Raw genomic sequence first — 14,637 nt, 5'->3', positions numbered from 1 at the left:
AGTTTTTTATAATCAATAAATACGCTTATTGCGAAGAATAAATAACGCGTATCAATCAATCTTGGTTTTTAAATTTAAGTTTGTCTTTTTATAATAAGTCTCATCCGTTTTAGAGTTTCCATCACGCGGCATAAATGATGTCGATATAATTGCAACGACAGCCATACTTCCAATATAAAGCATAATTAAATATGGGTTACCTTGCCCAATACTGAGCAGCTTGGTGGCAATCATAGGGGCTAAACCACCACCCAAAACACCTGCCAACTGTACTGAAATCGAAATGCCGCTATAACGAATTTCAGCAGGAAATTGACGCGCAAAAAGCTGAGCTTGTGGCGCATACATAATTGGAAACACCACACCAATCGCCAGCACAATTGCTGTCCAGACCAGTACAGGATCTTTGGTATTGAGCATGCTAAAAAATGGATAAGAATAAAGTGCCAATACGCATAGACCAAACATAAACATATTGCGTTGACCGACTTTATCGGACAAATGTCCGCATAACGGCGTCATAAATAAAATCACGGCTGCACCGCAAATGGTGGCAAATAAAATATCTTGGCGGGGAATACCAAGTTGTGCAGTGGTATAAGCCAAAGTAAATGTTGACGCAATATAAAACCATGCATTTTCAGCAGCTCTCGCCAAAATAATGGTGATAAGTTGTTTTGGATGGTTTTTAAAAACCTGAAAGGCAGGAACTTTGACTTCTTCAGACTGCTGTTTTACTTTTTCAAAATCTGGTGACTCAGGCACTTTTACACGAATATACCAGCCCACTGCCAGTAAAATAATGCTGGCAAGAAATGGTAACCGCCAGCCCCAGCTAAACAGTGCTTGCTCAGGTAATAACGATACCAGTCCTAGTGCAATTGAGGCGAGCATTAAGCCCCCACCGGTACTGGCTTGAGGTAAACTTCCCCAGAACCCTTTACCACCTTCGGGTGCATGTTCTACTGCCATAAGCACGGCACCGCCCCACTCACCGCCCATGGCCATACCTTGAATAAATCGTAAGATCACCAAGCCAATTGCGGCCCAATATCCAATTGATTCATAAGTTGGTAAGAGGCCAATCAGTACGGTTGGAATTCCCATGAGCATCAGCGTTAACAACAACATTGACTTACGACCAATCTTGTCACCGAAATGACCAAAGACCAAGCCGCCTAAAGGCCGCCCAATAAACCCAACGGCATAGGTTGCGAATGCAGCAAGCACACCTGTAAGTGGGTCCAGATTTGGGAAAAATAGCTTGTTAAAAATGAGGGCTGCTGCTGCGCCATAAACAAAAAAGTCATACCACTCAATCGTGGTGCCAACCATGCTAGAGATGCCTGCTAATCGATGTGACGACTTTTTAGGATGTGAACCATTTCCATGTATTGTTTGCATCGTAATGTCCTTTTTAGATTTTCTTGTTTTGTCTTTTTATGCTTATGATCTGTCCTGACCATAAGCATGTTCAGGTCTCGCTTGATCTCCTTAAGCTTTTTGTGTGTTTTTAAAATGGGTTAGCTTAGTTTTTCTAAAATTTGCTCTAGCTCCGGATTACGTTCTTGCCAACGTGGTTGTTTATCTTTATCGACAATCAGTGCACGAACGCCTTCAATAAAGTCACCATGCTCAAACCAGATATCCTGTAAATCACGCTCAAGCTGCATACACTGCTGTAGTGAAAGGCCGCGCCCTAAATATTGCAGTTTCAAGCTGGTTTGTTTGGCAATAAATGAACGCTGCTGCAAAATACTAAGCATCTTACTCGCCCAAGCCTTTAAGCTTTCATCCTGTTCATTTTCAAGGCTTTGCTCAATCTCATCTAAATGCTGATATCCGAAATGTTTACGGATGCCTTCGGCAAGTTGTTTAAGCTCACTTTCGACAGGCCGAGTAATAAATCGGGTAATGATGCGTTCAATTCCCTCTTTGCTTAAACTTGGCGCTTCAACGAGAGCGTCTTGTAAAGCTTGTAACTGATCGCTTGGTACATGGTAGTCAATTAAGTCGAGATAGAGCGCATCGCTACTACTAATCTGCTCACCCGTAATTGCCATATAAACGCCAATATCATCAAGGCGAGACAGGAAATGAGTTGCGCCAACGTCCGGGAAAAAACCAATCGCTGTTTCAGGCATAGCAAATCTGGACTTTTCACTGCTTACCACAATGTGACACGCCTGAGCCAAGCCAAAACCACCGCCTAATACATAGCCATCAAGCACAACGATGATTGGCTTTTCATATTCGCGCAGTGTATTGAGCATTTTATATTCGGCACTAAAGTAGCCTTTGTAATCAGCCGTGCCATTTTTATAACTGTCGTAGAGATAGCGAATATCGCCCCCTGCACAGAAGGCTTTTGGGCTATTTGATTTGATCAAGATCGCTTGAACAGCAACATCATTTCGCCACAGTTCCAATTGGGCACCAAGCCCTTCAATCATATCTAGCGACAATGCATTGAGATGAGTCACACGGTCTAAGGTAATCACGCCGAGCTTACCTTGTCGCTCAATCATTAAGTGATTTTCTGTATTCATTTTATTGATCTCTTACTGATTTTTAAAATTTGCCTGCCGTTTTTCAACAAATGCTTGCATGCCTTCTTTTTGGTCCGCAGTTGCAAAAATGGAGTGGAACATGCGGCGTTCAAAACGTAAACCTTCGGTAAGATTCACTTCAAAAGCTCGGTTAATGGTTTCTTTGAGCATCATGTTTGCAGTTAAAGACCGCATTGCGATTTTTTCAGCGGCTTGCAAGGTTTGTTCAAGTAATTCTTCTTTACTAAACACACGTGCAACCAAACCGCTTTGCTCTGCCTCTACTGCGCCCATTTGACGAGCGGTAAGGCACATTTCCATTGCTTTAGCTTTACCAATGGCGTGGGTTAAACGCTGTGTCCCACCAATGCCCGGAATTACCCCTAAAGTGACTTCGGGTAAACCAAACTTGGCGTTGTCAGCACAATAAATAAAGTCACACATAAGCGCCAGCTCACAGCCACCACCCAAGGCATAGCCACTCACCGCAGCAATTAAAGGTTTACGGCGCTGTGCAATACGGTCTGCAAGATGAAAAAAGTCATCTAAATAAATATCGGGAAAAGCCAAATCAGCCATTTCTTTAATGTCGGCCCCTGCGGCAAAAGCTTTTTCTGAGCCTGCCAATACGATGCAACCAATTTCGCGGTCTTTTTCGAGTTGATCTAATGCCTGATTAATTTCACTAATTAATTCACTGTTTAAAGCATTGAGCGCTTGAGGGCGATTTAAGGTAATCAGTCCAACCCCATTACGCTTTTCTAATAAAATACTTTGCCACTGCATTATTTATTCCTTGTTCTGGTTCTATAGACTACGTGCGATGACTAAACGTTGGATATCACTTGTGCCTTCGTAAATTTGACAAATACGCGCATCACGATAAATACGCTCAATTGGGAAGTCTCTGAGATAGCCATAGCCACCAAACACTTGTAGGGCACTTGAGCACACACGCTCAGTCATTTCTGAAGCAAATAACTTAGCCATTGAGGCTTCGTTGAGACACGGTTGGCCTGCTTCTTTTAAACGCGCAGCGTAGTGAACGAGTTGTCTCGCTGCTTCAATTTCGGTTGCCATACTGGCAAGGCGAAATGCGATGGTTTGATGCTCAAAAATTGGTTTTCCAAAAGTAATACGCTCTTTGGCATAACGAGTTGCTTCTTCGAGTGCCGCACGTGCTAGACCGACTGCTTGTGCAGCAATACCAATACGCCCACCTTCTAAATTGGCAAGTGCGATTTTTAAACCTTCGCCTTCTTTACCTAGCATGAGACTTTTATGGATGCGTACATCTGTCAGCGCAATTTGGCAGGTATCTGAAGCATGCAGACCGAGTTTTTCTTCTACACGAATCACTTCATAACCCGGTGTTTCGCGTGGAACTAAAAAGGCACTAATGCCCTTTTTACCTGCGCTCGGGTCGGTCACTGCAAACACGATAATGACACCGGCATTATTACCCGAGGTAATAAATTGCTTGGCACCATTTAAAATGTAATCGTCACCATCTTTCACTGCACGGGTTTTGATGGCTGCTGCATCTGAGCCAGTATGTGGTTCGGTTAAAGCAAAAGCACCGATCATTTCACCTTGCGCCAGAGGCTTTAAAAAGCGCTCTTTTTGCTCGTCGGTCCCAAATTTTAAAATAGGTACACAACCAACCGAGTTATGAACACTCATGATGGTCGAGGTTGCACCATCTGCTGCCGCAACTTCCTCGAGTGCCAGTACATAGGCTAAGTTACCCGTGTCTGAACCGCCCCATTGCTCTGAAACAAGCATTCCCATAAAACCGAGTTGTCCCATTTGAGTCAGAGTTTCTTTTGGGAAAGTCCCGTCTCGGTCCCAATCGCTGGCATTAGGCTTGATTTGTTCTTGGGCGAAACTTTTCGCCATATCACGAATGAGTAATTGTTCTTCGGTAAATTGCATTATTATTTCCTTTACCCTGCTTTAGCTTGTTGTTTAGCAATTTCTTGATTACGCAATAAAAAGCGCTGAATTTTGCCACTTGGAGTTTTAGGTAATTCACTCACAAATTCAACTAATCTTGGGTAAGCATGTGCAGAAAGTCGTCTTTTCACAAACTGGCTGAGTTCTTCAGCAAGTGCATCTGAAGGTTGTACGCCCGCAGCTAAAATTACAAAAGCCTTAACGACTTCAGTACGATCTGGATCAGGCACGCCTATTACTGCGGCTTCAATCACAGCATCATGTTCAAGCAGTGCGCTTTCTACATCAAAGGGCCCAATACGATAGCCTGATGTGGTGATTACATCATCGCTACGGCCGACAAAACTCATACTGCCATCGGCATGAAGTTCGGCAGTATCACCCGTCAAGTAGTAATGACTGACGAAAGGTGATTTACGGCTTTCTTTATAGCCACCAAACCACATCATTGGAGACTGGCTAATGTCGACTGCTAAAATTCCCGGTGTGTCTGGCGGAAGTTCTTCACCTTGTTCATTAACAATCGCAACACGATAGCCCGGACTTGGGAAACCTGCTGAGCCAGCATGAATTTCATGTTTTAAACCATGATGATTACACACCACCATGCCGACTTCGGTTTGTCCGTAATGGTCATAAATTGGAGCGTCTAAGACTTGTTTAAACCAGCGAATCACTTCCGGATTAAGCGGTTCACCTGCACTACTCACCACGCGAAATTGGCCTTTTAATGGTGCCATTTGTACCGGATCTGCTGCCATCATCATACGGTAAGCTGTTGGTGCACCTGCCAAGTTGTTAACTTTATAATCTTTCACAATTTGGCATAGGCTATCTGTACTGAAACCACCTTCATAAAACAAAGTGGCATGACCTAAAAATAACGGCCCAGTAATCGCATAGTACAGACCATAAGCCCAACCCGGATCTGCAATATTCCAGAATGAATCCTCTTCGGTTAAACCAATGGCATCTTGCATATATCGACCAAAAGCAATCAGTGCTTTTAGTGGCACTTCCAATGGTTTCGCTGGTCCTGTAGTACCTGAAGTAAACATAAGCAAGAAAGGATCTTGGATGCTACGCATCACCAGATCACATTGATCGGACTGCTGCTTCACTTCATTCCAGAAATTAAAATCCCCTGCTTTAAGCGCAGTACCTTGAGCATCGGCCACTGTCATAATTGCAGGGCACTTTTCAATTTCATCGAGCTTGCTACGGTTGCCCATATCGGTCACCACCAACTTGCTTTGTGCAAGTTGAATACGGTGCTCAATCGCTTTTGGGCCAAATGCAGTAAATAGAGGCTGGTACACAGCACCAATTCGCCAAGCCGCCAAAATGGTTACAATCAGTTCAGGTGTTCTTGGCAATAAGCCTGAAATACGGTCGCCTGCTTTTACACCTTGTGCTTTTAAAAAGTTAGCAAACTGACTTGACCATTCTTTTAGCTCACGGAAGGTATATTGTTCTTTGCGACCGTCTTTTCCTTGCCAGTACAGTGCGATTTTGTCGCCATTTGTATGTCTATCACAGCATTCATAACAAGCGTTCAGTGCATCGAGTGAACCTGACAACATCTGTTTAGCAGTGCTTTCCAAATCGAAAGCCTGTACAGCATTTTGATAATCCATCATATCTTTTCCCTCAGTCCGGATTTGTTGTTATTCACGACAGGGTTTGATTTATTCGTTTAAAGCCATCCTTTGGCTTTACCGTTATGCCTCTTGTGGTAGGTACTGCTGAATAATGCTCGAGAAATCGAGATGAGCATTACCACGCATACACATTTGCTGATAAAGCTGTTGCACCATACCACCTAATAAAACCGGCTGTTTTACTTGGCCTGCGGCTTCTACAGCGAGTCCTAAATCTTTGAGCATTAGCTGAGTCGCAAAACCGTCTTGATAGCCTCGAGATGCAGGCGCATTTTCATTAATATGCGGCCATGGGTTACATACATCCGAACTCCAGCAACGACCACTTGAGGTGTTAATTACTCCTGCCAATGCTTGTGGGTCGATGCCTAACTTCACACCGAGTGCCATGCCTTCGGCCACCGCAGCCATTGAAATGCCTAAAATCAGGTTATTGCAAATTTTGGCAATTTGACCCGCACCCACATCACCACAATGAACAATATTTTTGCCCATATAGCTGAGCACAGGTTTCACCTCATTAAAGGTTTGTTCATCAGCACCGACCATGAAGGTTAAGGTTCCTGCTTGAGCACCAATGGTTCCACCAGAAACTGGTGCATCACAAATTTTAATATTCTTGCCCTGTGCAACAGCAGCAATGTCTTTAATGGTTTGCGGGTCAATAGTGCTGCTATCAATGCATAAGCTACCTGCTTTTAGCACTTCCAAGACACCATTTTCGCCTAAGTAAACCTCTTTAACATGCTTTGCGGCAGGCAACATGGTAATGACCACGTCTGCTTGTTTAGCTGCGTCCTGTGGGCTGTCGCAGACTATGCCACCTGCCTCGGCGAAGTGCTGAATAGCAACTTCACTGAGGTCATAACCATAAACTTTGATTCCGGCTTTTAGTAGATTTTGGGCCATTCTGCCGCCCATATTACCTAGACCGATAAAGGCGATATTCATCCGTGATCCCCTTAACGTAAACTAATAGTTGTATTTACACCGCCAACTTCATGGCTATCTTCAAACCAGCGACTGGTAATAGTTTTGGTTTGGGTATAAAACTGGACAGCCTGTTTGCCGTATGGTCCCAAGTCGCCAAGTTTTGAGCCTCTTGAGCCGGTAAAACTAAAGAACGGAACAGGTACAGGAATTGGAATGTTGATACCGACTTGACCAATATCAATCAAGTTTTGGAAAGTACGTGCAATAGCACCGCTTTGTGTGAATAGACCGACACCGTTACCAAATGGGTTGGCATTGATCAATGCAATCGCTTCATCGAGTGTATCGACACAAATAATTGAAAGTACCGGGCCAAAGATTTCTTCTTTATAGATACGCATGTCGGTATTTACGCCACTAAAAATCGTAGCACCCACAAAGTTACCTGACTCATAACCTTGTACTTGAACATTGCGACCATCGAGTAGAAGTTCTGCCCCTTGCTCAACACCGCTATTAATCAAGTCAATTACACGCGCTTTGGCACGTTTTGAAATGACTGGGCCAATATCCGTATTTGGCTCATGGCCTGCATTTACTTTTAGGGTTTTCGCTTTTTCGACTAACTCTTGAATCCATTGTTTACTGTCGCCAACCATCACTGCAACCGACAATGCCATACAGCGTTGCCCCGCAGCACCAAACGCTGCGCCCACTAAGGCATTTAAGGTTTGTTCTTTATTGGCATCTGGCATAACAACCACATGGTTTTTTGCGCCCATCATGGCTTGCACACGTTTACCATGTTGCCCTGCAAGGTTATAAACATGTGTTCCAACCGCAGTTGAACCTACAAATGAAATCGCTTTAATGTCTTTATGGGTACACAAACGGTCAACCACTTCTTTGCCACCATGCACAACGTTCAGCACACCTGCTGGAATACCTGCTTGAATCGCAAGTTCAACCAGCATCATGGTTGATAACGGATCTTGTTCTGATGGTTTTAAAACGAAGGTATTGCCACACACGATTGCCATTGGGAACATCCAAAGCGGGATCATGGCTGGGAAATTAAACGGCGTAATACCCGCACAAACACCCAAAGGTTGTTGCAAGGTATATGTATCTACACCACGTGCTACACCTTCAATATATTCACCCATTTGTAAAGTACCAACTGAACAGGCATGTTCAACCACTTCTAGACCACGTTGAATATCGCCTTCAGCATCTGCCAAGGTTTTACCTTGTTCAGCCGTCAATACTTGTGCAATTTCTTTCATGTTGGCACGAATCAAGTCTTGTAGCTTGAGCATGATGCGCATACGTGCCTGAATTGGGGTTTGGCGCCAAGAAGCAAAAGCATCTTGAGCAGCTTGAATAGCAGCGTCGACTTCTTCAACCGTTGCAAAAGGCACGCGGCCAATCACTTCCTGAGTTGCAGGGTTAATAATGTCTTGCCATTCTTGGGTTTTAGATTCGATAAACTGTCCGTTAATAAGTAATTTAGCGGTGTCCAATTCGATTTTCTGGATTGTGTTCATAACCTCTCCGTAGGTCATATTTTTATTGTGTTCAGTTATTAGAAAATACTTTTCTATGTATTTTCTTTATTCAGGTTTTATTTGAGACTAACAAAGAAATCTTTGACCACCAACGCAAATTCATGCACGATTGTTGTGCAAATATGCACAGGGACAATAACAAAAATGAAAGTGGATTGGGATCATCTACAGTTTTTTCTGGTTTTAGCACGTACTAAAACCTTAACCAATGCTGCACGTATTATTGGTGTTGAACATAGTACGGTAGCTAGACGGATTCAGGCTCTAGAACTTGCTTTAGGTACGACGCTATTTAAACGTGAAGCAACGGGCTATGAGCTGACACTCGAAGGGATGGCACTTGTCCCTCGAGTTGAACAAATGGAACAAGCTTTCTTACAAATTGAAAAACCGCATCAACCTTTACAAGGACGTGTGCGAATTGGCACACCTGAGGGCTTTGGAACTGCATTTTTAGCCCGCTTACTGGCTGAGTTCTCTATTCAGTATCCACTGCTTACCATCGATCTAATACCCGTGCCAAAAATGATTAAGCTTTCGCATCGTGAAGCAGATATTGTGGTATCCATTGAACGCCCAACCTCGGGCCCTTATATCATTACGCGCTTATCAGACTACTGCTTAAAAATTTATGGCAGCCAGAGCTATCTAGCACAAAATCCACCAATTCGTGGTTTAGAAGATTTAACCCAGCATCGCTTTGTAAATTATATTGATGATCTGGTGTATAGCCCAGAGCTGTATTGTCTAGAGCGTTTACCTTTAAAGCTGAATGCTAACTTTCGCAGTAGCAGTATTTTGGCCCAACAAATTGCAGTGAGTGCTGGCGCAGGGCTTGCAATTTTGCCGAAGTTTTTAGCAGATGACAAACCTGAGCTCGAAGAAGTATTAGAGCAACAAGTTCGTTTTACCCATACCTTCTGGATGCTGACCTTCGTTGATTTACAGCATGAGCCGCGCATTAAACTGGTCTGGGATTACTTGCGTAAACAAGCTGATAAATATCAACATTTGCTGGTCGATTAATCTTTTAATAAAAAAGCCAATCAATGATGATTGGCTTTTTGGTAAATCGAGAAAAGATAATTAAAAGATTTCTCGGCCTAATTTTTTCATGCGCGGCTTATAGAATGCATAGTAAGTCACACCTAAAACCACCACCCATACTGGACTGACGTAGAGCGCTTTTAATGTATCTGGCTCTAATGCCAAAATCACTAAAGTAAACAAGAAAAAGGCAATAACCGCATACGCCATTAATACGCCGCCTGGCATTTTAAAGGTTGATGCAGCGTGAAGTTCAGGACGAGTTTTACGATAACGTAAATAGCACGCCATGATCAAAATCCACACGCTAATGAACAAGATTACACAGAGTGAACTTGCCAGAGTAAATGCTTCCATTGTGTTTGGAACAAAGTACTGAAGCACTGCCCCACCCATAATGAAAATACATGAGAAGATTAAACCATTTGAAGGTACGGCACGTTTTGATAAACGTCCTAATATACCCGGCGCTTGACCATCTTTTGATAAACCGAACAACATACGGCTTGTTGAAAACACGCCACTGTTCATTGAAGACATGACCGACGACAGAACAACCAAGTTCATAATAATTGCAGAAATAGGAATACCTGCATTTAAGAACAACTCAACAAACGGGCTTTTATCGGCACGAATATGATCCCAAGGTGTTACAGACATCACCACAAAAAGTGCTAACACATAAAACAGGATAATACGTACCGGAATCGCGTTAATTGCTTTTGGTAGGTTCTTTTCTGGATCTTTCGTTTCAGCAGCAGTTGTACCAATCAGCTCAACACCAATAAAGGCAAATACGGCGATCTGGAAACCTGCCAAAAATCCGCTTACACCTTTTGGAAATATACCACCATGTGACCAGACGTTACTGATGCTTACCACGTCACCATGAGGAGCTTGGAAGTGGGTTAAAATCATGTAGCCGCCCACACCAATCAAACCGATAATGGCTAAAATCTTAATAAGCGCAAACCAAAACTCAACCTCACCAAACAACTTCACTGTAAGAAGGTTAAGGCTTAAGACGAATAGTACACAGCCCGCACTAATCATCGCTTGTTGCATGGGTGAAAAACTGGCGCCTTCGGGTAACCAGAAACTTAAATAGTTAATAACCGCAGAAAGATCGGCAATACCGACCAGTACCCAGCCTAACCAATAGGTCCAACCTATATAGTAGCCAGCCCACGGACCAATTAGGTCATACGCCATGTCGACAAATGACTTGTAATGTAAATTAGTAAGTAGTAATTCACCCAATGCGCGCATAAGGAAGAAGAACATTCCACCAATTAACATGTAGATTACAAGAATTGAAGGACCTGCGAGAGAGATGGTTTTGCCCGAGCCCATAAATAGACCGGTACCAATTGCGCCGCCAATTGCAATGAGCTGTAAGTGGCGATTACTTAATTTCCGTTGTAAATGATCAGGGGAGCCTGCCTCATCTGAATGATGAACCATTGTCATATTAGAAGTCCTTTTTATATTTTGCTTAATTTAAATCAGCAACCTATAGGGAGAAAACGAACCGTATATCGTGGGTTGCTGAGTCTATACCTCAGGACAAGATGTTCAAGTATATTTTTTCCTTAATTGATCTATCTTTTGTCCCTATTTTTTTAAGTTGCATTATTTATGTACTGCCTTCACGGCAATTTTAATTATCCAATCTCGATTCACCAGATTAGCCGGAGTTTAGCATGTGATAATGCTAGATGTCGCTTTACTCCCCCCCTCAAAACTGTGCTATTGATTCAAAAATAAACAATATTATTCCGATAAAAAAACTGATGAAAATAAAAAAAGCCAATCATGATTGATTGGCTTTTTAATAAAACTTAATGATCGTTAACGAGTTCACGTCCTAGCTTTTTCATGCGTGGTTTATACAACACATGATAGGTAACACCTAAAATAACTAACCATACCGGACTGACATATAAAGCTTTCAAAGTATCTGGCTCTAATGCCAAGATGACTAAAGTAAAAAGCATAAATGCCAAAACAACATAACTCATCAAAATGCCACCCGGCATTTTAAATGTCGATTTTTCATGTAATTCAGGACGTAATTTACGATAGCGTAAATAGCACACCATAATGAGACTCCATACACTAATGAATAGAATCACACAAAGTGAACTTGCTAACGTAAATGCCTCCATGGTGTTGGGAACAAAGTACTGAAGCACTGCCCCACCCATAATGAAAGTACAAGAAAAAATCAAACCATTTGACGGTACTGCACGTTTTGATAAACGACCAAAAGCACCCGGTGCCTGACCATCTTTTGATAAACCGAACAGCATACGGCTGGTTGAAAACACACCGCTGTTCATTGAAGACATCACCGAAGACAGCACCACCAAGTTCATAATAATTGCAGAAACCGGAATACCCGCATTTAAGAATAACTCAACAAATGGGCTTTTATCGGCACGAATGTGGTCCCATGGGGTTACCGACATCACAATAAATAGTGCTAGCACGTAGAAGAGGATAATACGTACCGGAATCGCGTTAATTGCTTTTGGTAAGTTCTTCTGCGGGTCTTTGGTTTCAGCAGCTGTCGTACCAACCAACTCAACACCGACAAAAGCAAAAACGGCAATTTGGAATCCTGCCAAAAAGCCTTCTGTACCTTTCGGAAATAAACCACCATGTGACCAGACATTACTAATGCTGGCAATAGCGCCTTGCGGAGCTTGAAAATGGCTGAAAATCATGTAGCCACCCACCCCGATCAGGCCAATAATTGCCAGAATCTTAATAAGGGCAAACCAAAACTCAATTTCACCAAATAGACGTACTGTTAAGAGGTTAAGACCCATCACAAACAACACACAGCCAGCACTAATCATGGCCTGCTGTATTGGAGAGAAACTTGCACCATCTGGCAGCCAGAAGCTCAAATAGTTAATGACTGCTGAAAGGTCCGCAATACCCACCAGCACCCAGCCTAACCAATAAGTCCAGCCCAAATAGTAGCCAGCCCAAGGACCAATCAGGTCATGAGCCATATCAACAAAAGATTTGTAATGCAGATTTGCAAGGAGTAGTTCACCCATTGCACGCATTAAGAAAAAGAACATTCCTCCAATAATCATATAAATAAAGAGAATTGAAGGACCTGCGAGGGAGATGGTTTTACCTGAGCCCATAAATAGGCCAGTTCCAATTGCACCGCCAATTGCAATCAGTTGTAAATGACGGTTAGACAGTTTTCGTTGCAGATGATCGGGAGAATTTTCCGTATCTGAATGACGAGCCGTTGTCATATTAAAATTCCTTTTTGAATTCCTTTGTTAAGATCAGCAACCTATGGCGAAAATTGAACCGTATGCCATAGGTCACTGAATCTGTTCACCAAAAAACGACTGGTTAAACCGTATCTATCTTCCTTCTGTTAGATACATCATCGTTTTTGGAGTAAAGCCGAATTACTTTTGTGCTGCCGTCACGGCAATTTCAATGAGCCAATCCGGATTGACCAAATCGGCCTGAATTGTGGCACGCGATGGAGCAACACACCCTTTTAACCAGTCAACCCAAATTGCATTTACGGTTGAAAAGTCAGAAAGATTTTTCAAATAGAGCTGCGCAGAAAGCAAGCGAGATTTATCGGTATTGGCTAATTCCAAAAGTTCATCAATCGTGGCAAGAATTTCACGAGTTTGGCCTGCCACGTCTTGCTCGGTATTTTTAGGCACCTGACCTGACAGATAAACCACTTTGTTAAAAACAGTCACGGCGCTCATGACTTCGTTGGTGTTGATCTTTTGTATATCTGAATTAGACATTCGGATTTCCTTATACCTGATTAATAAATTGAACACGGGCGGTGACAGCACACATCAGTTCATAACCCACCGTACCCGATGAAACTGTGACATCATCTATAGGTAAAATGACGCCTGTACTTGATTGCCCCCAGAGCACCACTTCACTGCCGACTTGGGCACTCTCAATACCCGTTAAATCGACTGCCAACATATCCATACTGACGCGGCCAACTGTACGCGTGCGTACTGAGTCCACTAAAACTGGAGTACCTGTTGGCGAAATACGTTGATAACCATCGGCATAGCCGCAAGCCACAATCCCAATCGTCATGGGTTGCTCTGCGACAAAGTTTGAGCCATAACCTACGCTTTCATTCGGCTCTAAATGCTGAACGGAAATAATTTCACTGCGTAAGCTCATGGTCGGCTGCAAGCCCCAATCTGCAATACTATGCGTTGGGTAATCTGGCGAGCTGCCATAGAGCATGATGCCACTGCGGGCATAATCTGATTTGAGCTGGTCTTGATAACGCAAAATTGCTGCACTATTGCTTACCGATCTTTCACCCGGTAAATCCTTCACAATTTCTTCAAAAGCAGTAATTTGATAATCAATACCTTGCTGACCGAAACGCTCGCCATCTGCATCTGAAAAATGCGTCATGTGCGTAATCTTGGACACATTTGCCAAGTTATTTAAACGTTCCCAAGCCTGCACATAATGCTGTGGTTTAAAACCAAGACGGTTCATACCACTGTTCATTTTCAAGAAAACATCAAATTGAGCTGGATAAGGATGCTGTTCTACCCACTCGATTTGCGCTTCACTATGAACGGTGAAACTGAGTTGATACTGCACACAATCAAATAAATCTTGAGGAGAAAAAACTCCTTCGAGCAATAAAATTGGACCTGTCCAACCTAAAGCGCGAATACGTTTTGCTTCATCAAGATCAAGTAAGGCAAAGCCATCTGCTGCTTTAAATGCCTCATAGACGCGTTCAATTCCGTGTCCATAAGCATTGGCTTTTACAACAGCAAAGACCTTACTGTTTGGCATAGCCTTGCGCACCACCGCCAAGTTATTTTGTAAGGCTTGACGGTGAATCACTGCGGTAATAGGACGAGGCATGATTAC

Annotated in this window: 12 protein-coding genes; 1 reads left to right on the top strand and 11 read right to left on the bottom strand. The window is 43.0% G+C overall.

Going from position 1 to position 14,637, the window contains the following annotated elements:
• Positions 1-51: 51 nt before the first annotated feature.
• From J678_RS18135 to J678_RS18105, 7 genes are all read right to left on the bottom strand, one after another.
• Positions 52-1,404 (bottom strand): MFS transporter, encoded by a 1,353-nt coding sequence (locus J678_RS18135; RefSeq protein ID WP_031956096.1) that lies wholly within the window; start codon positions 1,402-1,404, stop codon positions 52-54.
• A gap of 119 nt (positions 1,405-1,523) precedes the next feature.
• The gene (locus J678_RS18130) at positions 1,524-2,549 is read right to left on the bottom strand and encodes an enoyl-CoA hydratase/isomerase family protein (RefSeq protein WP_031956097.1); all 1,026 of its coding nucleotides are present in this window, start codon (positions 2,547-2,549) and stop codon (positions 1,524-1,526) included.
• Between the two features lie 12 nt (positions 2,550-2,561).
• Complete coding sequence (locus J678_RS18125; RefSeq protein ID WP_004711103.1) at positions 2,562-3,335, bottom strand: enoyl-CoA hydratase; 774 nt, start codon at positions 3,333-3,335, stop codon at positions 2,562-2,564.
• A gap of 21 nt (positions 3,336-3,356) precedes the next feature.
• On the bottom strand, positions 3,357-4,484 hold the full coding sequence (locus J678_RS18120; protein WP_031952106.1) for an acyl-CoA dehydrogenase family protein: 1,128 nt from the start codon (positions 4,482-4,484) through the stop codon (positions 3,357-3,359).
• A gap of 11 nt (positions 4,485-4,495) precedes the next feature.
• The gene (locus J678_RS18115) at positions 4,496-6,145 is read right to left on the bottom strand and encodes an AMP-binding protein (RefSeq protein WP_031956099.1); all 1,650 of its coding nucleotides are present in this window, start codon (positions 6,143-6,145) and stop codon (positions 4,496-4,498) included.
• A gap of 81 nt (positions 6,146-6,226) precedes the next feature.
• Positions 6,227-7,117 (bottom strand): 3-hydroxyisobutyrate dehydrogenase, encoded by an 891-nt coding sequence (gene mmsB / locus J678_RS18110; RefSeq protein WP_031956100.1) that lies wholly within the window; start codon positions 7,115-7,117, stop codon positions 6,227-6,229.
• A gap of 11 nt (positions 7,118-7,128) precedes the next feature.
• Positions 7,129-8,646, bottom strand: a complete 1,518-nt coding sequence (locus tag J678_RS18105; RefSeq protein ID WP_031956102.1) for a CoA-acylating methylmalonate-semialdehyde dehydrogenase — start codon at positions 8,644-8,646, stop codon at positions 7,129-7,131.
• A 165-nt stretch (positions 8,647-8,811) separates the two neighbouring features.
• Here J678_RS18105 and J678_RS18100 point away from each other — a divergent pair, with 165 nt between their 5' ends.
• Positions 8,812-9,693 (top strand): LysR family transcriptional regulator, encoded by an 882-nt coding sequence (locus J678_RS18100; protein ID WP_002050510.1) that lies wholly within the window; start codon positions 8,812-8,814, stop codon positions 9,691-9,693.
• Between the two features lie 60 nt (positions 9,694-9,753).
• Here J678_RS18100 and J678_RS18095 read toward each other — a convergent pair whose 3' ends face one another.
• The 4 genes from J678_RS18095 to alr all read right to left on the bottom strand — a co-directional run bounded on the left by J678_RS18095 (position 9,754) and on the right by alr (position 14,631).
• Positions 9,754-11,184, bottom strand: a complete 1,431-nt coding sequence (locus tag J678_RS18095) for an amino acid permease (protein ID WP_031956103.1) — start codon at positions 11,182-11,184, stop codon at positions 9,754-9,756.
• 371 nt (positions 11,185-11,555) lie between these two features.
• Entirely contained in the window at positions 11,556-12,995 is a 1,440-nt protein-coding gene (locus tag J678_RS18090) for an amino acid permease (RefSeq protein WP_031956104.1), read from the bottom strand.
• Positions 12,996-13,157: 162 nt separating this feature from the next.
• A complete protein-coding gene (locus J678_RS18085; protein WP_031956105.1) occupies positions 13,158-13,517 on the bottom strand; it encodes a RidA family protein in 360 nt (119 codons plus the stop codon).
• 10 nt (positions 13,518-13,527) lie between these two features.
• The gene (gene alr / locus J678_RS18080; RefSeq protein WP_031956106.1) at positions 13,528-14,631 is read right to left on the bottom strand and encodes an alanine racemase; all 1,104 of its coding nucleotides are present in this window, start codon (positions 14,629-14,631) and stop codon (positions 13,528-13,530) included.
• Positions 14,632-14,637 lie beyond the last annotated feature (6 nt).

The sequence above is a fragment of the Acinetobacter sp. 1424608 genome, from assembly GCF_000588255.1.
GTDB lineage: Bacteria > Pseudomonadota > Gammaproteobacteria > Pseudomonadales > Moraxellaceae > Acinetobacter > Acinetobacter nosocomialis.
Note: the sequence above shows the minus strand (reverse complement) of the source record. Positions and strands in the feature narration are given on the sequence as shown.

Excerpts from the sequence above, each read along its gene's own strand:
- J678_RS18090 (WP_031956104.1), bottom strand. The coding sequence starts at position 12,995 with ATGACAACGGCTCGTCATTCAGATACGGAAAATTCTCCCGATCATCTG.
- J678_RS18135 (WP_031956096.1), bottom strand. The coding sequence starts at position 1,404 with ATGCAAACAATACATGGAAATGGTTCACATCCTAAAAAGTCGTCACAT.
- J678_RS18105 (WP_031956102.1), bottom strand. The coding sequence starts at position 8,646 with ATGAACACAATCCAGAAAATCGAATTGGACACCGCTAAATTACTTATT.
- J678_RS18095 (WP_031956103.1), bottom strand. The coding sequence starts at position 11,184 with ATGACAATGGTTCATCATTCAGATGAGGCAGGCTCCCCTGATCATTTA.
- J678_RS18130 (WP_031956097.1), bottom strand. The coding sequence starts at position 2,549 with ATGAATACAGAAAATCACTTAATGATTGAGCGACAAGGTAAGCTCGGC.
- alr (WP_031956106.1), bottom strand. The coding sequence starts at position 14,631 with ATGCCTCGTCCTATTACCGCAGTGATTCACCGTCAAGCCTTACAAAAT.
- J678_RS18125 (WP_004711103.1), bottom strand. The coding sequence starts at position 3,335 with ATGCAGTGGCAAAGTATTTTATTAGAAAAGCGTAATGGGGTTGGACTG.
- J678_RS18100 (WP_002050510.1), top strand. The coding sequence starts at position 8,812 with ATGAAAGTGGATTGGGATCATCTACAGTTTTTTCTGGTTTTAGCACGT.
- mmsB (WP_031956100.1), bottom strand. The coding sequence starts at position 7,117 with ATGAATATCGCCTTTATCGGTCTAGGTAATATGGGCGGCAGAATGGCC.
- J678_RS18085 (WP_031956105.1), bottom strand. The coding sequence starts at position 13,517 with ATGTCTAATTCAGATATACAAAAGATCAACACCAACGAAGTCATGAGC.
- J678_RS18120 (WP_031952106.1), bottom strand. The coding sequence starts at position 4,484 with ATGCAATTTACCGAAGAACAATTACTCATTCGTGATATGGCGAAAAGT.
- J678_RS18115 (WP_031956099.1), bottom strand. The coding sequence starts at position 6,145 with ATGATGGATTATCAAAATGCTGTACAGGCTTTCGATTTGGAAAGCACT.